Source organism: Oceanicoccus sagamiensis, assembly GCF_002117105.1.
Lineage (GTDB): Bacteria > Pseudomonadota > Gammaproteobacteria > Pseudomonadales > Dasaniaceae > Oceanicoccus > Oceanicoccus sagamiensis.
On the sequence record NZ_CP019343.1, the window covers coordinates 1,933,387 to 1,956,162 of the forward strand.

The 22,776-nt window shown below is 49.7% G+C and carries 13 protein-coding genes; 11 read left to right on the forward strand and 2 right to left on the reverse strand.

Features of this window, described 5'->3' with window-relative positions:
* Positions 1 to 22: 22 nt before the first annotated feature.
* From bioF to BST96_RS08910, 6 genes are all read left to right on the forward strand, one after another.
* Entirely contained in the window at positions 23 to 1,183 is a 1,161-nt protein-coding gene (gene bioF / locus BST96_RS08885) for an 8-amino-7-oxononanoate synthase (protein WP_085758364.1), read from the forward strand.
* Positions 1,180 to 2,742 carry a malonyl-ACP O-methyltransferase BioC gene (gene bioC, locus BST96_RS08890; RefSeq protein ID WP_085758365.1) on the forward strand — a complete coding sequence of 521 codons (1,563 nt, stop codon included), beginning with the start codon at positions 1,180 to 1,182 and terminating at the stop codon, positions 2,740 to 2,742. Before bioF ends, bioC begins: the two co-directional genes overlap by 4 nt.
* Position 2,743: 1 nt before the next feature.
* Entirely contained in the window at positions 2,744 to 3,430 is a 687-nt protein-coding gene (gene bioD / locus BST96_RS08895) for a dethiobiotin synthase (RefSeq protein ID WP_085758366.1), read from the forward strand.
* 110 nt (positions 3,431 to 3,540) lie between these two features.
* On the forward strand, positions 3,541 to 3,792 hold the full coding sequence (locus BST96_RS08900; RefSeq protein WP_085760502.1) for a hypothetical protein: 252 nt from the start codon (positions 3,541 to 3,543) through the stop codon (positions 3,790 to 3,792).
* Between the two features lie 104 nt (positions 3,793 to 3,896).
* Complete coding sequence (locus tag BST96_RS08905) at positions 3,897 to 4,724, forward strand: putative metalloprotease CJM1_0395 family protein (protein ID WP_085758367.1); 828 nt, start codon at positions 3,897 to 3,899, stop codon at positions 4,722 to 4,724.
* Between the two features lie 165 nt (positions 4,725 to 4,889).
* A complete protein-coding gene (locus BST96_RS08910) occupies positions 4,890 to 5,075 on the forward strand; it encodes a DUF3094 family protein (protein ID WP_085758368.1) in 186 nt (61 codons plus the stop codon).
* Here the strand turns inward: BST96_RS08910 and BST96_RS08915 are convergent.
* Entirely contained in the window at positions 5,072 to 7,432 is a 2,361-nt protein-coding gene (locus BST96_RS08915) for a hybrid sensor histidine kinase/response regulator (RefSeq protein ID WP_085758369.1), read from the reverse strand. The genes BST96_RS08910 and BST96_RS08915 overlap by 4 nt on opposite strands.
* Before the next feature lie 299 nt (positions 7,433 to 7,731).
* Between BST96_RS08915 and BST96_RS08920 the strand changes: the two genes are divergently transcribed.
* Entirely contained in the window at positions 7,732 to 8,511 is a 780-nt protein-coding gene (locus BST96_RS08920) for a flagellar brake protein (RefSeq protein WP_157117910.1), read from the forward strand.
* A gap of 26 nt (positions 8,512 to 8,537) precedes the next feature.
* On the opposite strand, the gene BST96_RS08925 is transcribed toward BST96_RS08920, so the two are convergent.
* Positions 8,538 to 9,542: a cysteine synthase A gene (locus BST96_RS08925; protein ID WP_085758371.1), complete on the reverse strand. Its 1,005-nt coding sequence runs from the start codon at positions 9,540 to 9,542 to the stop codon at positions 8,538 to 8,540.
* A gap of 243 nt (positions 9,543 to 9,785) precedes the next feature.
* Between BST96_RS08925 and BST96_RS08930 the strand changes: the two genes are divergently transcribed.
* The 4 genes from BST96_RS08930 to BST96_RS08945 all read left to right on the forward strand — a co-directional run bounded on the left by BST96_RS08930 (position 9,786) and on the right by BST96_RS08945 (position 22,674).
* Positions 9,786 to 14,174, forward strand: a complete 4,389-nt coding sequence (locus tag BST96_RS08930; protein ID WP_206045428.1) for an autotransporter domain-containing protein — start codon at positions 9,786 to 9,788, stop codon at positions 14,172 to 14,174.
* Positions 14,175 to 14,314: 140 nt separating this feature from the next.
* Positions 14,315 to 19,708 carry an autotransporter domain-containing protein gene (locus tag BST96_RS08935; RefSeq protein ID WP_085758373.1) on the forward strand — a complete coding sequence of 1,798 codons (5,394 nt, stop codon included), beginning with the start codon at positions 14,315 to 14,317 and terminating at the stop codon, positions 19,706 to 19,708.
* Positions 19,709 to 19,914: 206 nt separating this feature from the next.
* A complete protein-coding gene (locus tag BST96_RS08940) occupies positions 19,915 to 20,781 on the forward strand; it encodes a PP2C family protein-serine/threonine phosphatase (protein WP_085758374.1) in 867 nt (288 codons plus the stop codon).
* 9 nt (positions 20,782 to 20,790) lie between these two features.
* Positions 20,791 to 22,674 carry an FHA domain-containing protein gene (locus tag BST96_RS08945; protein WP_085758375.1) on the forward strand — a complete coding sequence of 628 codons (1,884 nt, stop codon included), beginning with the start codon at positions 20,791 to 20,793 and terminating at the stop codon, positions 22,672 to 22,674.
* Positions 22,675 to 22,776: the final 102 nt, after the last annotated feature.

Below are 22,776 nucleotides of genomic sequence, written 5' to 3' on the forward strand. Positions count from 1 at the left end.
CAGCGCTCACTGCGGCAATTCTATGTCAGACCCTTTGCAACTGACTGCAGCGCTCAACGAGCGCAAGTCCAACCATTTATATCGTCAGCGCCGGACACTGGAAAGTGCTCAGGGCGCTGAAGTTATTGTGGATGGAAAAGCGTATCTGAATTTTTGCAGCAATGATTATTTGGGTTTGGCCAATCACCCGGATGTGATTGCCGCCTTTACTTCGGTCGCTAACGATTTTGGTGTGGGCAGTGGTGCTTCGCATTTAGTCTGCGGGCATAGCCGCTGGCATCATCAGCTAGAAGAAGAGCTGGCGGATTTTGTAGGCCGTGATCGTGCGGTATTATTTTCTACCGGTTATATGGCCAATCTCGGAGTAGTGAATGCTCTGGTCGGCAAACAGGATGCCGTCTTTGAAGATAAACTTAATCATGCCTCCCTATTAGATGCCGGTTTATTATCCGGTGCCCGTTTCCAGCGTTTTTTGCATAATGATTTAGCCAATCTTGAAGCCCGCCTTAAAAAATCAACCGATAATAAAAAACTGATCGTGGTTGATAGTGTCTTTAGTATGGATGGCGATTTAGCCCCCTTGGATAATTTGGCGGCGCTGGCGAAACAATACAATGCCGCCTTAATGGCCGATGATGCTCACGGCTTTGGTGTGCTGGGTGAAACCGGCGCAGGCAGTGCAGACTATTTTAATTTGGATCAACAGCAGTTGCCGGTACTCATGGGTACGCTAGGCAAAGGGCTGGGCAGCTTTGGCGCTTTTGTGGCGGGTAGTGAAGAACTTGCTGAAACCTTAATTCAATTTGCCCGGCCTTATATTTATACCACGGCCATACCGCCAGCTGTAGCTGCCGCCAGTTTGGCCAGTTTAAATATTGTGCGTAACGATGTAGACCGCCGTCAGCATCTGCAATCGCTTATCGCATACTTCAAACAGCAGGCAGAACAACTCGGTCTGACGCTAATGCCTTCAATAACTGCTATCCAGCCCTTGATGATTGGCGATAGCGAACAAGCGATGGCGATCAGTGAGGCGCTACTGGAGCGGGGCTTTTTAATTAGTGCTATTCGTCCGCCAACCGTGCCAGCTAATTCTGCGCGCTTACGTATTACCCTAAGTGCGGCACATAGCAAAACGCAGGTGGATCGTTTATTAACAGCCTTGGCAGAGGTAGTGCTATGAGGCCGGCCTTAGTCCTGCTACATGGCTGGGGTACGTCGAGCCTGATATGGCAAGAGTGGCTGCCAAACTTAGATCAGCATTTTAATGTTGTGCAGGTTGACCTTCCCGGTTATGGCGCAACGACGGTAGATCGTTATGTCGATACCGATAGCGTAATCACCGAGCTGATGGCCGAGCTGCCTGATAAAGCTATTTTTCTGGGTTATTCTCTGGGTGGTATGATTGCCACAACGATTGCCAGCCGCTTTCCCGAGCGGGTAACGGCGTTAATTACCTTGGCCAGTAATTTGCAATTTGTCGCTGATAAGCAATGGCCCTATGCGATGGATAAAAAGATCTTTGATGATTTTTATTCCTTGGTAGCCAACAATACGGCGATGGCTAAAAAACGCTTTTCCGCGTTGCAAGCCCATGGCTCCGAGCAGGAAAAAACGCTGGTAAAAAACCTTAGAGCGAAAAAAGAAAGCATAACGGAGCAGACGCTTGAAAACTCACTCGAATTTTTATCAACTATCAATAACACAGCGTTGATCGATAGCATTACAGTGCCAGCAATCTATCTGTTTGGTGAAAACGATCAGTTGGTGCCGATAACGGCTGCCAACGCGTTAAAAGAAAAGCTGGGAGATACCGTGCATATTATTCCCGGTGCTTGCCATGCTTTGTTTTTAGATAAGCCGGAATATTGTTGGAATATTATTAAGCACTGGTTGGATGCCCATAGTGAACGCTTATCTGAACATCGTGCTTTGGATAAACAGCAGGTCGCACGGTCTTTTAGCCGCGCTGCAACAACCTACGATAGCGTTGCCGACTTACAGCGTCGTATCGGCAATCGCTTGACCGATTTTTTGCCAGCCATCGCTGCACAAGTGGTTGTAGATTTGGGTTGCGGCACGGGTTATTTTGCCAGGCCATTACAAACGGCCTATCCCGATGGCCAGATTATCGGTCTGGACCTTGCCGAAGGTATGGTTAATCATGCGGCAAAGCATCAGTCCGGCTGCCAGTGGCTGTGTGGCGATGCGGAAAATTTACCGCTGGCGGATAACTCTGTCGATATCATTTTTTCCAGCCTCGCTATTCAATGGTGTGAAGATAATACCGCTCTCTTTGCCGAAGTGTTTAGAGTATTAAAACCGGCCGGGCGTTTTGTTTTTGCTACCCTTGGCCCGAATACCTTGCATGAATTACGCAGTGCCTGGGAGGAGGTGGATAATTTTGTTCATGTTAACCGTTTTGTTGAACGGGATATTATTGATCAGGCGATTAGTGATGCGGGGTTTTCTGCGGCTTGCCTAGCGGTTGAAGAAAATATTGTGCTGGAGTACGACACCTTAAAACAATTAACCAAAGAATTAAAAGCTTTGGGTGCGCATAATGTTAATAGCGGCCGTCAAACCGGCTTAACCGGCAAGCAAAGAATTCGCGGCTTAATAGCTGCCTATGATCAACAACGCAACGCGCAAGGTGTTTTGCCCGCCACTTATCAAACGTGGTACGGCGTATTAGAAAAACCAGTGCAGGGTCAAACCATACAACAGCAGGGGCTGGGATAAGATGGGGCACAGATTTTTTATTGCCGGCACCGATACTGATGTGGGTAAAACCGTTATCGCCACCGGTATTTTGGCGGCGGCGAATACCTTGGGTTTATCGACGGTTGCTATCAAGCCGGTTGCCGCCGGTTGCGAACCAACCCCCGAGGGTTTGCGCAATGAAGACGCCTTGTTATTGCAACAAGCGATGTCCCTAGAGCTACCTTATGAGCAAATTAACCCAGTGGCTTTAGAGCCTGCCATCGCACCCCATATTGCTGCCCAGCAAATTGGCAAACGCTTAGTGGTTTCTCAATTGGCCGGTTATTGTCGAGGCGTCTTAATGCAGCGATCGGATTTTGCGGTGATCGAGGGTGCCGGTGGTTGGCGCGTACCGTTAAATTCGGTAGAGACACTGGCAGGCTTAGCCAAAGCATTAAACCTGCCAGTCATTCTGGTGGTTGGTGTAAAACTGGGCTGTATAAACCATGCGCTACTCACTGCCGAAGCCATCGCCAATGATGGCTTGCCCCTGGCGGGGTGGGTGGCTAATCGTCTGGATGCCGATATGCCCTGTTACGAAGAGAATATCCTCACCCTAAAATCCCTGATCAGGGCCCCCTGTCTGGGTGAGGTGCCGGTATTGGAAAACCCCACCGCTGAGGCTGTTAGTCAGTACTTAAGCTTGGATTCGGTTATAACCCCTTAATTTTTATACCATCTTCATCTTGGGTAATAGTCCCATATGAGGCTTTGTGCATGGTTTTTGTGCCCATTCTCTGCTTAAATTATAGGCAATTAGCGATAGAGGTTAGTGCTTTGATCAATTCAGTTTTATCGACCGGTCTGCAAGGGGTTCAATCCGGTGTTAGCACCGCACAGCGGGCGGCAGAGGATATTGTGCAAGCCACTACCACAGACCCACAAACGGCCTCTGGTGGTGATTCGCTAGCCGACATTACCGAAGCTGCAGTGTCTTTAAAGGTCGGCGAGCAGCAAGTACAGGCTTCCGCCGCGGTGGTTAAAACCGCCGATGAGGTGTTAGGTACTTTATTGGATACCAAAGCGTAATTGTTCACAGTTTAACTTATTGAAATTGTTATAAAATATCGCCTCTTATGAAGGCTGTTAGTTGAGATATAGCAACACAGGATAGAGATAGGTCAGGATAACGGATGGTTAATGTAGGGATCAATACATCGGCGTTTGCCAACGTGGTTACCCCCTTTAGTCCGGTGGGTAAGCAGGCTGTTGGTCTGGAAAACGCTGAGGCTAAGGAAGAGGTCTTTTCTCCCGTTGAAGAGCCTGCCGTAGTCGCCGCCGCCTTTGATGACGCCGAAACCGAAGCCTCTGACGAAACCTCCCAAAATCGCGACGATGATAAAATCACCGACCGCCGTGAGCAGCAAGAGCAGCAACAAGAACAACAGCAAATCCGTGAATTAGCCGCCAGAGACCGTGAGGTCCGTGCCCATGAACAGGCCCATGCTTCAGTGGGTGGTAAATATGCCGGCTCCCCGTCCTACACCTTTGAGCGTGGCCCTGATGGTGTCAATTATGCGGTGGGTGGAGAAGTGCCTATTTCACTACCGTCTGGGGGTGAAGATCCGCAAGCCACGCTGGCCGCAGCCGAGCAGGTTCGCAGAGCCGCCCTGGCCCCTGCTGAGCCTTCATCTCAGGATCGCAGTATTGCGGCAACCGCTAGCCAAATAGCCAATGACGCCAGAGTAGAAATTGCGGTGGAGGCCAGAGAAGAGCAGGTTGCTTCAGAAGAGTCCGGGGATGCAGCCGCTGATGATTCAGATACCGTAGCAGCCCGTGAAGCGGAGCAGGAAAAGCAAGCGGCGGAAGAAGCCCGCAGCGAAGAGCAGGCGCGTCAGGAGCGGCTGGAAGAATTGCGTGCTGTGGCCCGTCGCAGCCTCCAGCTGAGTGAACGTCTAATCACCCTCGATAATATTCAAAGCCAGCAGAGCGTGGGTTCTGTTGTTGACCAGTTAGCCTGATTATTTATTCTCCCCTGTTGGCAGTCCCACCTCTCTTAAGCGATAATATCCGCATTAATTCCAATTCACGTAGGGTGGATTATAATCCACCGCTTATTCCAGATGATGGTTTTGGTGGATTGCAATCCACCCTACGGGGCTGAGCAACGAGACAGGTTTTTCACCATGGTTAGAGAAAATAAGTTATACCCGGAAGATCAAGCCAAGGTGGATGAGTTCCTGAAAAAAGGCGTTAACTCGGTAGAGCGCAAACCTTTTAAGCCGCTGCGGCTGTTATTTATCCTGATTGTGATCGTAACCGGCCTGAGTATTTTTAGTATCGCGTTGGCCAGAATGTCCGGTATTTATTAAAGCTCGAGCATTTTAGAATAGCGTTGCAGTGTTTGCTGCAAGGTTAACGCCCTTACCGGTTTGGTTAGCACTTCATTCATTCCCGCTTGCATACATCGTTCGCGATATTCGCTCATGGCATGGGCCGTCAGGGCAATAATCGGTATCGCGTTAAGCTGGCTGTCCTGCTCAAATTGGCGAATTTTTTCACAGGCTTCATAGCCATCCATTACTGGCATTTCACAATCCATCAGCACTAAATCGTAGGGCTTATTATTGTCGGTGATCGAGTGTACGGCTTCCTCTCCATTATTCACGATGGTCACCTGATGGCCCATTTTCTCCAGTAGTTTATTGATCACCAATTGGTTGGCGGCATTATCTTCTGCCACCAGTATGGTAAGGCTTTTCTCCTGCTTGTGGCTGGAGATCACCGCTTCATCAAGTTGGCCGGCCAGAGGTATGGGGGTCAGGTCGCTTGCCGGTAACGGCAATTCAAACCAAAAGCTTGACCCTTGTCCTTCCGTGCTATCAAAGTCGATCGTGCCGCCCATCACTTCAACCAGTTTTTTGCAGATATATAAACCCAGGCCAGTGCCTTTGCTTTTTTGTTCAACGGAGGACTGCTGGGTATAGGGCGTAAATAAACCCTTAAGATCGGCTTTGTCGATACCGCTGCCGGTGTCGGTGACGGTAATACGAACGCTATCATGTCCCAGATTTTTTGCCGTTAGGGTGATGCTGCCTTTATCGGTAAATTTTGCGGCATTGCTTAACAGATTAAGTAGTACCTGACGGATACGGTTGGGGTCACCTATTACAGTCGGTGGAATGGAGTTATCAATTTCCGATGTGACCACCAGCGATTTCACCATGGACTGTGGCTCGATAACATAGAGCGATTGTTCGCAAAGATTAGTTAAACTAAAAGGAATTTTTTCAGTTTCTAATTTATCGGCATCAATTTTGGCCGCATCCAGTACGTCATTAATAATACCCAGTAAGGCAAGCCCGGATTGATAAATTACATTATTAAAGTGAATGGATTGTTTGTCTTTAAGGTGGTCTCGCAGCAGTGCGGACATGCCCAAAATACCATTCATGGGGGTGCGCAGTTCATGGCTAATCTGCGCAATAAATTGTGTTTTGGCTTCGCTTTCTGCGCGGCTTTGTTCTTCTTTGCGAGAGAGGAAATCAATTCTTGCGGCCAGAGCCAGAGCGAGCAAAACCATCTCAATGGTGCTGGCAATTCTAAATAGTTCCCAAATATTATTAATTTCCCAAGGCACAATGCCCAGTGCAATGATGGTAATCCATAAACAGAAAAAGCAGAGCAGGCCCCATGATAGACAAAAGTAGCGGGCATAATACTGGCCCCGGTACCACATATAACTGCCTGCAAAGAGCAATAGGGGGAAGGTGAAGATGCCGGAGATAGAAGAGATAAAAAAGGCAATCTCAGTGGTAAATAGCAAAGAGCTAAGGACGGCGCCGAGATTTAAGCAGCCAACAATCAGCAATAAGGTAAATAAACGTTGGCTATGTTTACGAATATTGAGAAAGCTTTCAGTAAATATTGTGGCAAATAATTGTGTTAGGCCGGCATAAAAGGGCAGGGCATAGTCATTCAGTTGTGGGTAGTTAGGCCACAAATAACGGAACGCACTGCCTTCAATAATCGCCAGAAAGGTTGCCAGAGAACCAATAAAGCAGACATAAAATAAATACGATAATTCTCGGCTATAAATAAAGATCACTAAATTATACAGCGCCATAATGATGGCTATACCGTAGTAAATGCCCAGTTGCATATTGCTACTGGATAGTTGTTCCGCATAGGGTTTTGCTGACGAAATATTTAAGGGGAAGTCGAGCAGGCCATTCATACTGACCCGAAACAGTAATTGGTATTCCTGATGGGCTTGCAAACTAACCGGGATAACAAAATTAGAATCCAGAAAAGGGCGCTGTTCAAAAGGCAGTTGGCTGCCCAATTGATGCTGGGCAACCACCTGGTCCTCTAAAATAATCCAGCTGTCGATAAGGTTTAGTCCGGCATGGCTAATACGAATAAACCAGTCGCGATGATTGGCCGGTGCCTTAATGGTGGTACTAAACCAAAAGGTGGAATCCAGATTGCCAATAGTGACGGCCTTATCGTTGGCGCGCTGCCAGTTAAATTGGTCAAAGTCACGGATAAGCTGGGGGGCGCTGAGCCGCTTATCCTTGTCTTCCAGATACACCACCGACAGTCCCAGGCTGATATCGCGGTCTTCATAGAGAGGAACCGCTGGCACGGTTTGCTGCCCGGCCCAAAGCGACGGGGTTAGACCGGCAAGAACCAGGCTGATCAGTAGGGTAGATAACAAGGTGTACAAAGGGGCTTGCTCATTCAGGTGATATTATAAAATGTAACCTCTATTGGGTCTGTAAAGTGTAGACAACATTCAGCAAAACCCCTTGAGTTTCATCAAATTAGCGTAATTAGTCTGTTTAGACCCCTGCGGCTTAATGGCTGAACTTATGCAGTGTCTTGGGTCTAACACCCTGTTAATGGGCTGTTATTTCTGAGCCATCCGCTTTAGGATGAGCTCTTGAGGCCTTGGCTGGCTAAAGATATAGCCACCTGCGCCGACTTTATACAGGTATAAGCAAAGACTACTTGCTGGTATTGGCCATGATTACATCATTTATTGATCGCCTGCGCGGTAAACCTGCCCTCAAAGCGGATAATGCTTTGAATTACACCTATTTGCATCTGCATCAAGCCCAGAGAAACCGTGACTTTCTTGAGGTCAAGATAGAGGGTGATGAGGTGCTCTACCAAAGTATTATCCTGGAGTCAGATCCCAATGAGCGCACTCTGCTGATTGATGAGCTATTTCCCACCGGCTTTGTGGGTTTACCGGGGCAAAAAGTGCATCTGGCGATACGGCAAAAGGGCGGTAGAAAGATAAAGTTTGAAAGCACCATTCTTGAGCAGCACCGCTATGATGATGCCCCTATCTATGTTCTGGCTATGCCGCAGGATATCGAGGCGGGCCAGCGCCGCAGCGCTTACCGTTTGCCCATCGCTAACAGCAGCTCAATCGATTCTCATTTTGTTGGCCCCGAGGGCAATGCTTACCATGGCTTGCTGCGCAATGTGTCCAGTACCGGTATTGCGATGGACGTCTTGCTGGATGAGATGGATAACAGTGGCGGGCCGGATAACTTTCAGTATAACGATATACTGGATGAGTTAGTGTTTGATTTTGCCGGCGTTAATATTCAATGCGAAGCCTCTGTGCGTAGTGTTGAGGTCGACCCGAATGATCAAAAGCATATTTTGATTGGTGCGGAGTTTGTGGACTTGCCGCCGGTTGAACAGCGCGTGCTTGAGCGCTCCATTATGCGTATCCAGCGCGACAGGATAAAACTGTCAGGCGCTTTTGAAGCGGATATGGCTCTGGCCTAGACGGTCAAGGCTTAGGAAATCAATGCTTAGGAATCTATCCAGTCCGGCACCGGTAACTTCATCCGCCGCAAAAACGCCGGGTTAAACAATTTACTCTGATAGCGGTGCCCATAATCACACAGCACCGTCACAATGGTATGCCCCGGCCCCATGTCTTTCGCTAGCTCAACAGCACCGGCAATATTAATGGCCGATGAACCACCCAGGCAAAGCCCTTCATGTTTTAGCAAGTTATAGATATACGGCAGCGCCTCTTCATCACTAATCTGGTAGGCCATATCGATCACGGCCTCGCGGATATTGTCGGTGATAATGCTAATACCAATCCCTTCGGCAATAGAGCGGCCTTCGGCTTTTAATTCACCGTCTTTATAGTAGCTGTAAAGGGCAGAGCCCATAGGGTCGGCAACGCCAATTTTAATATCGCTATTATGGGCTTTTAGAGCAGTACCCACACCGGCCAGGGTTCCACCGGTGCCCACTGAGCAAATAAAGCCATCGACTTTGCCGTCGGTTTGCTGCCAGATTTCTTCGCCGGTAGTGCGGTTATGGATTTCCATATTGGCGAGGTTGTCGAATTGGCGGGCCCAGATAGCCCCGTTGTCACGCTCGCTATTGAGCTTTTCGGCTAAGCGGTCGGCTTGGTGGACATAGTGATTGGGGTCGTCATAGCTGGTGGCTTTGACCAAGCGCAGGTCGGCGCCGTATAGGTCTAATAGTTCGATTTTTTCCTTGCTTTGAGTTTGTGGCATAACCACAACGCTTTTATAGCCCAGAGCATTGGCTATCAGGGTTAAGCCGATACCGGTATTACCCGCGGTACCTTCTACGATAGTACCACCGGGCTGTAATTGGCCCTTGGCTTCAGCATCGCGAATAATGCCCAGCGCGGTGCGGTCTTTTATAGAACCGCCGGGGTTCAGGAATTCCGCTTTGCCATAGATGCTGCAGCCTGTAGCCTCCGAGATTTCACGCAGGTAGACCAAAGGGGTGTTGCCAATCATATCGGCCAGAGAAGAGTGAGCGGGCATGTTAATTCCTTATTAATAGGGCTTGGGCGATAGTAACGAGCATCACACCGGGAGGCAAACGAGCTTGCTAAAAGTGTATCACTATTCGGGCAGATCTAAAAAAATTGCCAACTTGTTTCATCTGTGCATAATGCAACATAATTCGATAGAAATAATAAACAAAGGTTAGATCTCCTTCCCGCCAAAAGTAATAGATTACACACAGAATCCACATTCTGTATTAATAAAATAAAGGACCTAATGATGCAGTTTAAAAAGAACTTACTCGCGATTTCAATATCCAGTGCCGCAGCGGTTATCCCTACTGTCGGCCAGGCCCAGACAACCATTAGCTCAACGATATCAGGCAGCGTTATTCTGGACGGCTCGACGGCACCGGATTTAACGATTACCTCTTCAGGCACTATCGATTTTACGGGTTTGGGAGCAGGCGTATATAACGCATCGCCCATCACGCTAACCGGCTCGGTGACTAATGATGGTCTGATCGTAGGGGATAATATTGGCGTTATTATTAATGGCGGGACAGTAACAACTAGCAATACAGGGCTTGCTGTATTAACAGGCAGTATTACTAACAACGGAACGATAGATACCCAAGCAGGTAATAGCGGTGCTGTGTTAGTGCGTAATGGTACGGTTCAGTCGGGCATAGTGAACAGTGTAAATGGCATTATATCTGGCACGGGTCTTGGTGTGGCCGTTGCCGAATCTTCTGTGCTTTTAGGCGGTGTAAGCAATGACGGCCAAATCGACGTAACATTTAATTCTGCCGGGGCAGTCGGAGTGGGTGTTTTTGACAACAGTAGCCTGTCAGGCGGGATCACCAATACTGGCGTTATAACGAGCGAAGGCAACGGTATTTTTGTTGGTATTAGCTCTACGGCATCGGGCGGTATTAATAACTCGGGCTCTATTCAGGGCGGTACCGGCAGTTTTGGTAATGGTATTGGCATTTATACTGATAACGATGCCACCATCAATGGCGATATTGTCAATACCGGCCTGATAGAGGGGTCGGCGGGTATGGAGTTCGCTGCTGCCACCATCAACGGCGATATTATTAATAGCGGCACTATTCGCGGTAATACCGAAGACTATGCGGCCATTGATATTTATTCTGAGGTTTTCTTTGATGGCACCTCGAATGTTTTAATCAGCTCTAGCATGGCCGGCAGTATCATTAATTTAACTGGCGGCATAATAGAAAATACGACGACAGCTTTCCCCGATGATGACCCTGCTCCCGCACTCTGGTTTAGTGGAGTAGACGTACAGGGCAATGGTGTTGATGCGGCCATTACCAACCAGTCCGGAGCGATTATTCGGTCTGCCCAGGCTGAGGCGATTGTCATTGATTCTGAAAAGACGCTTGATGGTATTGCTATGCCTGACACTGTGATTAATGGCATTGATAATGCCGGTATCATAGAAAGTACCAATGGTATGGAATCAGCGATTTCGATTTATGGCGGTAAGATAACCGGTGGTATTAACAATAGCGGTACCATTAGCGGAGCCCAGGCGCTGCGTATCAATGGCATTACCAACGATATTGTTGAAGACACCCCATCAGGCGGTGAGACTGAAACCATTAGCCAGAACACAACGGCGGGCGTTACGGGCGGTATTACTAATACGGGTACTTTGTCGGGGTCAATCACCGCCGCACAGGTATCATCCGGCTCACTCCCCCTATTTTCAACCAATGCCTTTGACTACGGTACGATCTCCATTACCCATGGTGCCAGCGTTGACTTTATTACTAACAGTGGCCTGATTGAAAACACCGGCGTTGCTCCAGGTATTACCATCGGTAGCAATAATGACTTGACTGAGATTTGTAATATCGAGTGTGGCGACCCCCTTGATGTTCTGCTCGGCCTGCCATTGGCGACAGTTGAACCTGGTACGGTTACCGGTAATATCACCAACAGTGGCGATATTATTGCCGCTGATAGTACCGCTATCTTTTTAAATAATGGCGCGGTCAACGGTTCGATTATCAATAATGCCGGTGCCACTATTGATGGCAGTAACGGCGGTATTATCGCCTTCAATAGTTCAATCACTGGAGGTATTACCAATGCGGGTGATATTACCTCGTTAGGTCCCAACGGCCCGGCAATGAACAATGCCTATGGCGTTGATATCCAGCAATCAACGGTTGGTGCGATCAACAACAGCGGTACGATTACCGGCGGTCTTATTCTTGAAGATGTCACGTCTACTGGTGATATCACCAATACGGGCAGTGTGGTAGCAGCCGCTGCCGGTGGTGATGGTGTGGTTATCCGGGGCACAAGCTCTGTAGCGACATTATCCAGTTCAGGCACGATCGCTGGTGATGGCGGTGTTGTGGTTGAGCAAGGTGCTGCATTGGCAACCTTGGATAACCAGGGCTCTATTACCGGCTCCAGTGTCGGTGTTGCCGTCGTTGATGCCGGTTCCAGTATTGGGGCACTGATTAATGGTGCTAACGGGGTAATCGATGGTGCTATTGAGGGTGCCATTATTACTCGCGACGGAGGCTCAATTGGCTCGGTGACGAATGCGGGTACCATCATGGGTCAAACCGATTTCGGTGCGGCTGGTGGTAGCTTCGACAATAGCGGTACGGCAGGTGATTTACTGGCTGTTACTGCGGTTACCAATAGCGGTACTTTAGGCAATGTTCAGTTTGTTCCCGGTGGCGGTACTTTTGTTAGCACGGCAGGTACAGTTGGCAATGTCACCGGTGTTTCTGGTGCTTCCAGCAATGCAGGTACTGTAGGTAATGTCAGTTTTGCAGCAGCCGGTGTTTTTACTAACACCGGTAGCGCGGGTGATATTAGTGGTGCAGATGACGTGATCAATAGCGGCAGCACAGGCAATGTGACAGGCGTCAATGGTGTCATTAACACCGGTATGATTATGGGGCAGGTCGCATTGACCGGTGGTGATGTACTGAATGATGGTGACATCAGCGGTGGTATCAGCGGTGCGTTAAACGTATTTAACACCGGTACTATTGGTGGCAATGTTATGTTGAACGGTGGCAGTTATGCCTCTGATGGCGGTACCTCCGGAACTGTGACCGGTGCCGGCGTTATGGTTGCAGGTTCACTGGGTAATGGCGTTACCGTAAGTACTATCAATGGTGATTTAACCTTTAATGGTGAGCTGGTGGTGGTCGCGGCCGCTCAGTCTGGTGCGGGCTTTACCTCCAATGGTCGCTTTGAGGTGACCGGTGATGTTGATCTAACCGGAGCTACCATCAACGTTGCTCTGGATACTGGCAGTGTGACTGCCGAAGGTGATGAGTTTGCCTTTCTGGGTGCCGGTGGCAGCTTGATCTCCGATGCAAGCACAGCAGATGGTTTAGATATTGACTCGGGCTCTTCCGTAGTGGGCTTTACCATTGAAGAGCGCGGCAACGAGCTATTTGCTATTGCCGGAGTCAGTGATTTTACCGCCCCCATCGATGATGTTATTGAGGAGGCTGGGCTGACTGGTAGCACCGGTGCGGATAACGTGACCAATGTTGCCGAAGCTTTGAATGACGTCCCCGCAGAAGATGTTGAGAGTGGCTCGGAACTGGACCAAGTGCTGGGTAATCTGCAAAGTTCTTCTTTGACCGATGAAGAAAAAGTTGTCGCACTAACCACACTGGACCCAGACACTGTTGAAAGCTCTGCGGTCGGTGCTCTGTCCGCTGATACCGCGGCAGCTGGCACGGTTAATAACCGGGTTGCTGCTTTACGCGGTTACTATGGTTTTAGTGGCGCAGTAGCCGGTGACCCTATGGGTATTCACGGTTTCTGGGTGCAAGCCTATGATAATGAAACCGATCAAAGCACGCGCGATGGTGTGGATGGTTTTGATGCCGACACCTTTGGTTTTGCCGGTGGTTTTGATGGCGCGATCAGCGAAAATGTTAACGCAGGTGTTGCCTTTAGTTATGCGGATACCGATGTTGAAGGCAAGGTTGAAGCCAATGAAATGAGTATCGAGAGTTATCGTCTGGCCCTGTATGGCAGCTATAACGCAGAGACTTACTATCTGGATAGTCAGTTGGCCTATGCCTTTAATGAGTATGAGACCGAGCGTGCTATTGACCCCACTTTGACCTCTGCCCCCTTGGTGGCAACAGGCGATCACGACGGTGATCAATATAGCTTGCGGGTTCGCGGTGGCTATCCCATAGCGACAGAGAGCGGCTGGTATATTACGCCAAAATCAGAACTGGATTACACTTATCTGGCTGAAGATGGTTATACCGAAAAAGGCGCGGGTAACGCAGGTTTGAAAGTGGATTCACAGAGCGTTGAAGTATTGATTCTGGGGCTGGGTGTTAAATTTGCCTACCCCATCACTACCGCCAGCGAAACCACCTGGATTCCTGAGCTTAGCCTGGATTATCTGTATGACTTTATCGGCGATGAAGTTGAGATTGATTCTAACTTTATCGGCGTTAGTGGCGGTGGCTTTATCACCAGCGGTGCCGATGTTGAGCAGGAAATGTACAAAGCCAGCTTGCGTCTGCGTGTGTTTGGTCAGGGTAGCCTGAGCTTCTCCGGTGGTATTGATTATATTGAGAAAGATGAATACGACAGCCAGTCAATTATGGCGACTATGCGCTATGACTTCTAACTAAGTCTCAATACTGAAAAAAGCCAGTACCTTTCGGGGTTCTGGCTTTTTTTTTGGCTTGTTATTTTCTCCGCTCAAGCTACTCTAAAAGGATAAAAACTCTTTTACTTTCACAGCCTTTCTGGCGTGGGGAATACCGAATGACCTTTAAGAAAACGCTATTAGCCTCTTCGATTATTGCGGCTCAGGCGTCGATAGTACCTGTAGCAATAGCACAGACAACCATTACCAACACAGTGACAGCCGAGCAGTCATCGCAACCCGGTGGATTAACCATCGGCAATACCGGTGTTATCGATATTTTCAGTGTTAGTGGCTTTGATGTGGGGGTGCGAGTAACAACCCCCACGGGTGATATCACCAACAACAATATTATCGAAATCGTTCAAGATGTCCCTAACTCGACCTCTGGCGGTGATGGTATTTACCTTGAGGGCGTTAACTATACCGGCACCATTACCAACAACGGCAGTATCGACAGCGATATATCCGGTATTGCGCTGGATAATCAGGCGGTGATGACCGGCAATATTATTAATACCGCAACGGGTATTATCACCGGCGATAAAGCGGGTTTAGGTGCGGCAGCTATTCGTATAGAGCAGCGCGTCGACCCTACTTGCGATATGAGTTGCGGTTCAGAATTGACCGGGGGACTGCCCAACCAGCCCGTGCTTAACGGCTCTATTACCAACTCTGGTGTTATTCAGGCCAATACCGGCAATGCGATCGATATCGTGGTGGGCCAGGTGACCGGCGGTATTAGCAACAGTGGCGCCAGCGGCTTGATTACATCTACCAGCGGCGTGGGTATCAATATCGAAAGTGGCCAGCTTTCCGGCGGTATTAATAATGCCCCTGCCAGTGTTATCCGGGGTAGCTCCGGTATTGTGGTGTCGGTTAACAATACTTACTTTCACCCCTCAACACTCGATGGCGGCATTAACAATGCCGGCACCATAGAGGGCACGCTAAATGCTGCCATTGCTATTATTAATGGCGGCGTACTTAATGGCGGCATTAGCAACAATGCCGGCGGCAATATTGAGGGTGGTCCGGTAGGTATTCTGGCCGATAATGCGCAGCTTAATGGTGGTATCAGCAATGCCGCCGGTGGGCTTATTCGCGGTGATATCGACGGTATTTATATGACCTTCTCTAATCTCACCGGTGGAATTGATAATAGCGGTGATATTGACGGCGATAATGGCATTGGTGTGCTATTGGAAGACGGTGTAACCCTAACAGGTGGAATCACCAATAACTTAGGCGGCACTATCGCAGGCCTTGCCGGTGTCCAGTTAGTGGATACCACTGTCGATAGCATTAGCAACGCAGGCAGTATAGTTGCATCCGGTGTTCCCAGTACCACAGAGAGCTCCTCTACCGGCCTGAGCTTATTAAGTGGTTCAACCGTTACGGGATCTATTACCAATACTGGCAGTATCAGTAGCAGTATTGGTACTGCGGTATTGCTCGCCGATAGTACCGTTAATGGCGCTATTAATAATGCTGCCGGAGGCTCAATCGCGGGTGTTGAAGGGGGCATGACGGTTTTCCAGAGCACGGTGACTGGCGGTATTAGCAACTCTGGTACGATCAGCTCTCCTGGCCCTGAAACCGGTGAGTTTGTTGGTTATGGTCTCGATGTCCAGCTTTCAAGCGTGGGCGCCATTACCAATACCGCTACGGGCACCATTACCGGCGGTTTTATTTTGGATGAAAGTGCCATGACCGGCAGCTTTACCAATGCCGGTACTTTACAAGGTGCGATGGCAGGCGGGGATGGCTATGTTTTACGCGGTGCTAACTCGACCCAGGGCGAGTTAATTAACTCCGGGACTATCACTGGTGATGGTGGTATCTCGGTCGAGGATGGCGCGGTATTTACATCAGCCATCACCAATAGCGGCACGATTAGTGGCAGCGATGCGGCCATTGCACTGGATAACGGCTCGGGGATTACCACCCTTAACAATACCGCCAGCGGTATCATTCAGGGCGGCAGCTTTGGTGCCATCATAGTTTTAGATACGCTCAGTAGCATCACCACCATCAACAATGACGGTACCATCAATGGGCAAACCAATTTTGGTGCCGGCGGTGGCAGCTTTAACAATACCGGCACGGCTGGCGATTTGCTGGGAGTGGGCGCGGTGGTTAATAGCGGCACTTTAGGCAATGTCCAGTTTGCGCCGGGCGGCGGCTCCTTTGTCAGCACCGCAGGCACGGTGGGTAATGTCACCGATGTTATCGGTGCCGTCAGCAATGCCGGTACCGTTGGCAATGTGGCTTTTGGTGCCGCAGGCGGGACCTTTACCAACACTGGCAGCGCTGGGGATATTATTGATGCCGATGCGGTGATCAACACCGGCGCGATGCTGGGTGATGTCAACCTTGTTACCACGGGTGGGAGTTTTTCCAATGGCTCCGGCAGTGTGGGCAATGTGGTGAATGTAAACGGTGATGTCAGTAATGGCGGTGGCCTGGCCAGCCTGACCTATATGATGGGTGGCAGCGGCACAGTGACTAATACCGGCACCATTACGGGTAATCTATCGGGTACTACCGCAGTGATTAATAGCGGTAATTTGGGGGATGTATTTATGGCCCCCGCCGGGGGTAGCTTTACTAATAATGCTGGTACCGTCGGCAATGTTAGCAACGTTATCGGTGCTGCCAGTAATGCCGGTACCGTAGGCAATGTAGATTTTGGCATGGCCGGCGGCAGCTTTACCAATACCGGCAGCGCTGGCGATATTATCAATGCCAATGCGGTGACCAACACCGGAGCAACGCTGGGTGATGTGACTTTGGTTATGGCCGGTGGCAGTTTTTCCAATGGCCCCGGTACCGTAGGCAATGTCTCCAATGTGACGGGCGATGTTATCAATGACGGTGTGCTGGCCAGCTTGTCATATGTCGATGGCGGTGCAGCAGCTCTGGACAATAGCGGTACCATTGGCGGTGCTATTACAGGTAATACCGCTGTTATCAATAGCGGCACGCTGGGTGATGTGGTGCTGGCGATGGCGGGTGGTAGCTTTACCAATAATGCCGGCACGGTGGGCAATGTTAGCAATGTTGCAGGCGCTGCCAGCAATGCCGGTAGCGTCGGCAATGTCGGTTTTGGCGCGACAGGCGGCACGTTTACCAATACCGGCAGTGCTGGCGATATTATCAATGCCAATAGCGTTATCAATAACGGCGGGATGATGGGGGATGCGGTCTTGGCCACGGCCGGAGGCAGTTTTACCAATGCGGCCGGTACGGTGGGCAATGTTAGCAATGTCGCAGGGCCTGCCAACAACGCGGGTACTGTCGGCAATGTCAGCTTTAGCAGTGCTGGAGGAAGCTTTAATAACGGCGGTATTGCCGGAGATATTAGCGGTGCCAATGGTGTTATCAATACCGGTGCCAGTCTGGGTAATGTCACGCTGGTAGCCACCGGAGGTAATTTCTCCAATGGCACCGGTAGCGTTGGCAATGTCTCGAATGTAACGGGCAATGTAAACAACGACGGTACCCTGAGCAGCTTGTCCTATATTGCAGCGGGCGGCGCATTAACCAACGCTGGTACTATCACCGGTGCGGTGACGGGCAGCACTGCAGTGACTAACAGTGGCAGCCTGGGTGATGTCACACTGGCTGCGGCCGGTGGCAGTTTTAGTAATCTGGGTGGTACAGCAGGCAATATCAGCAATGTGAGTGGCAACGCTATTAATGGCGGCAATGGTGTTATCGGCAACCTGAGTTTTGTGGGCGGCGGTGGCAGCTTTGATAACACTGGTACGGCGGGCAATATCAGCAATGCGACGTCTGTGTTTAACTTTGGCGGTAGTATCGGTGATATTGCATTAAACAATGGTAGTTATGTGGCCTTGCGAGGTAATTCAGGGGCAGTGACCGGCGCCTCCTTGATTCGGGTGGGTATTGACCCACAAACACCCGGCGCCTCTATTAGCACCATCAATGGTGACCTGACCTTTAATGGCTCGCTGGTGGTTGAAGCCAACGGTACTGAAACTGGCGTGGCTCAGTTTTCACAACTGGCAGTCACCGGTGATGCCGATGTCAGAGGGGCCGGTGTTTATATCGCCATCCAATCAGGTTTTGATTTATTCAGTGATGGTTATGCGTTAAATGTTTTAACCGCCGGTGGTACCCTGCTTAGTGATGTGGACACAGCCACGGGCTGTGATACCTCGGAAGCGGCGGCGGACCCTGATTGTCTGGATGATGCAATTGGCGGTATCGACGTGACCGATAATTCCTCGGCCATCGAGTTTGAAGTTATTCAGCGGGGCCAGATCCTGACCGCCTCGATTGGCGAAATTAATTTTGCTCCGGCGTTACCGCCTGCTATTGAGCGTACCAAAGGTGGCCAAAATGTTGATCGGGTTGCTGACTCGCTCAATACCATTGCCTTAAAGGGTGACCCCGCGTTGCAGGGTAGCCGCTTATCCGGTGTGGCCACACAATTGGCGCTATTACCCCGGGAGACAACAGAAGATGAAATTGCCTATGCCGAAGCCCTGCGCTCCCTTAACCCGGATACGGTTGAAGGCGGCTCATTGGGTGCTATGCAAGCTGATGCGGTGGCAGCCAGTACGGTCGATAACCGGATGACATCGCTGCGTGGCTACTACGGCTTTAGCGGTGCTGTTGCCGGTGATCCTTTAGGGGTTAACGGGTTCTGGCTACAAGCTTATGACAATGAAACCGACCAAAGTGTGCGCGATGCGGTCGATGGTTTTGATGCCAGTACTTTCGGTTTTGCGCTGGGCTTTGATGCTCCCCTGAGTGATCGTATTGATGCCGGTATGGCCTTAAGTTATGCCGATACCGATGTCGATATGAAGCTGGAAGATCGCAATAGTATGAGTATTGATAGCTATCGCTTTACCACTTATGGCAGCTATAACGGCGACAAATACTATTTTGATGGCCAGTTTGCTTATGCCCAGAATGATTACGAGTCTGTGCGGGTGGTTGATGAGTCATTAACCCCGGGTGAAACGGTGATTGCCAAAGGTCAGCATGATGGTGACCAATACAACTTTAGAATCCGTGGCGGTCTGCCACTGGCTTTTGAGAGCGGCTGGTTTGTGACCCCTAAAGCAGAGATGAATTACACCTATCTGCGTGAAGATAGCTATAGCGAGACCGGGGCCGGCAATGTTGGCCTGGATATTTCAACGGAAGATGTTGAAGTATTGGTGTTAGGCGTAGGCTTTAAGGCAGCCTACCCGTATACCACCGCCAACGAAGTCACCTGGATACCTGAAATCAGTATTGATTACATGTATGACACCGTCGGTGATGAAGTGGAAGTGGATTCAAACTTTGTCGGTGTGACCGGGGCTGCGTTTATCACCAATGGTGCCAATGTAGAGAAAGAGTCCTGGAAATTTGGCCTGAAGCTGAGAACCTTCAGTCAGGGCAACTTCAGTTTTGCCGTAGGTTATGACTATGTGGATAAAACGGACTATGAAAGCGAGTCCATTTCGGGCACTCTAAGGTACGATTTCTAACAGTTTCCCGATAGCGAGTAGCCAAAAACGGTTAATCCCTTGGGATTGGCCGTTTTTTTTGGCATCCATAAGCCGGGATGGTAGATTCTATTCAATGCAGGTGTGTATTATTCAAACGGCAAACTATAATAAATATCAATAGCTTAAGCAGATTTATTACCAAGTAGACATATAAAACGATAACTAACACGATATAAAGAGTGACCATGCTTTCTTATGCCGCAAAAACGGATATAGGCAATCAACGCAGTAATAATGAAGATTGTTTTCTAGCCAGCCCTGAGCTGTGCCTTTGGGTAATGGCCGATGGGGTGGGTGGACAAGATGCCGGTGAAATCGCCAGCCGAATTGTCTGTAACGTCATCAAGTCTGAAATTGAAGCCGAACACGGCTTGGATGATGCCATCAATATGGCTCACCAGGCGGTTAAAGCCTCCCCTGCAGAAGGTGTGGGGCGCCCGGGTATGGCTTCTACCGTTGTTGCACTATTGGTGCACGGCTCAGACTATCAAGTGTCATGGGTCGGCGATAGCCGCGCCTACCTCTGGAGTAATAACGAATTAGCCCAGCTTAGCCATGACCAGTCTTTAGTCCAGCGCCTGATCGACGAAGAGGTGATTACTGAAGAAGAAGCACAAAACCACCCTCGACGTAATCTGGTGATCCAGGCTCTGGGGCAACAAAATCTGGACGCGGTGGAAGTAGAGACTGCCAGAGGAAAATTTAAAGAAGGCGACCTGATTATTCTCTGCTCGGATGGTTTAACGGACTATGTGACCGACGCAGAAATTCAACAGTATATAGAAACCTGCAGCGATGAGACGGCATTGGTTGATCAGCTCATTGACGCCGCCTTGGCGACCGAGGGGAAAGATAATATCACCGTTCTGGCGGTGAATATGAAAACCAAACATATCCGGGAAACTCAGCAAATGCAGGCGGTGTCTGTTGATGACCCAAAAGCCGAAGCCGAGACAGTCGAAGCTTCATCTAACCATATTGCCCTGTGGCTGGCATCACTGGCGGTTATCGGTGCGGCGGCCTGGTGGTTTATTGGCGGTGGTTTGGGTTAGAGGCTAAGCATGGAAAACGCAACAGTAATCAGGTCCGTCACCACCTCTTTTGCCATAAAAGGGATGGCTGGTGACCATAAAGGGAAAGTCTACCCGGTAAAAGCCGATCTAAAAATCGGTCGTGAGCAGGATAACGATCTGATTATCAACGAGGGCTTTGTCTCTCGTCATCACGCTACCTTGAAATTTATTTCAGGTGTTTTAACCATCAGTGATAACAATTCTTCTAATGGTACCTTTGTTAATCAAAACCAGGTAGAAACATCGCTGCTAGCAGAAGGCGATGTGATTAAATTTGATATCGTTGAATTTAAAGTGATTACCTTGAATGAGGCCGCGGATGATGAAAAAACCGTGCTGGCTGCTCCTGAGCCCATAAGTGAAGCCGATCGGGAGAAACATCAGCGTAAGGAAAAGGAATTAGCTGAAAAATTAAGGCTGGAAGAAGAGCGCCTGGCCGATCTAAAAGCCGAGCAGGAACGCATGGCTCAGGAAAAAGCTGAGCAGGAACAGCAGGAACAGAAACGGTTGGCCCAGCAAAGAGCCGAACTGGAGCAACTTATCCAGCAAAAGGCCGAGCAAGAAAAGCTTGAGCAGGAACGCCTGGCCCAGGAACAAGCTGAGCAAGAGCGGCTGGCTCAGGAACAAGCCGAGCAGGAAAAACAGGAACAAGAGCGGCTGGCTCGAGAAAAAGCCGAGCAGGAGCGTTTAGCTCAGGAACAAGCCGAGCAGGAAAGACAGGAGCAAGAGCGCCTGGCGCAGGAACAGGCTGAGCGGGAACAGGCTGAGTTAGAGCAGTTAATACAGCAAAAGGCCGAAGAAGAGCGCCTGGCGAAAGAGAAAGAGCAGCAGGAAGAGCAAGAGCGTCTCGCGAAAGAAAAAGAACAGCAGGAAGAGCAGGAGCGTCTTGCGAAAGAGAAAGAACAACAAGAAGAACAAGAGCGCCTCGCGAAAGAAAAAGAGCAGCAAGAAGAGCAAGAAGAGCAGGAACGCCTCGCGAAGGAGAAAGAGCAGCAGGAAGAGCAGGCTGCTGCTGAAAAAGCAGAACAGAAAACGATTATGGCCACCGCTGAAGAGGTACGTCAGGCTCAGCAAGAGCAAGAAGCGCAGTCTGCCGCTGAGAAAGCGGACCAGAAAACGATTATGGCCACCGCTGAAGAGGTACGTCAGGCCCAGCAAGAGCAAGAAGCGCAGTCCGCTGCTGAGAAAGCGGACCAGAAAACGATTATGGCCACCGCTGAAGAAGTGCGTCAGGCCCAGCAGGAGCAAGAACAAGAACAGCAAGAATCACAGGGGCAGGACGAAAAAACCATTATAGCGCCCCCTGCGGCTCAACCTGAGGAGCGTATGTCTGGGGCTGCCGATGATAAAACCATTATTTCCTCGCCACAGATTAATCCGGATGATGGCGAAACCGTCGCCATTGGCCAGGAGGCGGTCGCGAAAATTAAACAGGCTGCTGCCCAGAATCCAACCGAGGTGGCTCTATTGGGTTTGACCCCGCCAGTGGCCGACCGGAAATTCAAGCTCAATAAAGAGCTCTTGGTGGTCGGGAGATCGCCGTTTAATGACATTATTATTAAGTCTTCATCGGTGTCTTCCGAGCATGCCGAGCTGGAAAAAATGGATGGTATATGGGTGGTCCGTGACCTCGAGTCTTCCAATGGCACCTATGTTAATGACCGTCTGATTGAAGAGTGTGAGCTTTACAGCGATGACAGCCTGATGTTTGGGGAAATTGAGTTTACCTTTGACCCCGATGGCCTGATGCCTCCACCGGAAGACCGAGTGATTGAATACCTAGACGTAGAAACAGCGTCTTCGACTAAACTGTGGATAGGCGTTGCTGTGGCTGTGGTCGCGGTGGCCGCCGCTGCGCTGGTATTACTTTAATGGCTGACATGGCTGGGTTTAGCAGCAGGTCATTGATTGTTATTTAGGCCCCCAAACTATAAACTTGCGGGTTTTATGCACATTAAACAACTGGGATTGAAC

Bases quoted from the DNA above. Each gene is read 5' to 3' on its own strand.
- BST96_RS08945 (WP_085758375.1), top strand. From the start codon at position 20,791: ATGGAAAACGCAACAGTAATCAGGTCCGTCACCACCTCTTTTGCCATA.
- BST96_RS08910 (WP_085758368.1), top strand. From the start codon at position 4,890: ATGGTTAGAGAAAATAAGTTATACCCGGAAGATCAAGCCAAGGTGGAT.
- BST96_RS08905 (WP_085758367.1), top strand. From the start codon at position 3,897: ATGGTTAATGTAGGGATCAATACATCGGCGTTTGCCAACGTGGTTACC.
- bioF (WP_085758364.1), top strand. From the start codon at position 23: ATGTCAGACCCTTTGCAACTGACTGCAGCGCTCAACGAGCGCAAGTCC.
- bioC (WP_085758365.1), top strand. From the start codon at position 1,180: ATGAGGCCGGCCTTAGTCCTGCTACATGGCTGGGGTACGTCGAGCCTG.
- BST96_RS08920 (WP_157117910.1), top strand. From the start codon at position 7,732: ATGATTACATCATTTATTGATCGCCTGCGCGGTAAACCTGCCCTCAAA.
- bioD (WP_085758366.1), top strand. From the start codon at position 2,744: ATGGGGCACAGATTTTTTATTGCCGGCACCGATACTGATGTGGGTAAA.
- BST96_RS08940 (WP_085758374.1), top strand. From the start codon at position 19,915: ATGCTTTCTTATGCCGCAAAAACGGATATAGGCAATCAACGCAGTAAT.
- BST96_RS08935 (WP_085758373.1), top strand. From the start codon at position 14,315: ATGACCTTTAAGAAAACGCTATTAGCCTCTTCGATTATTGCGGCTCAG.
- BST96_RS08925 (WP_085758371.1), bottom strand. From the start codon at position 9,542: ATGCCCGCTCACTCTTCTCTGGCCGATATGATTGGCAACACCCCTTTG.
- BST96_RS08930 (WP_206045428.1), top strand. From the start codon at position 9,786: ATGCAGTTTAAAAAGAACTTACTCGCGATTTCAATATCCAGTGCCGCA.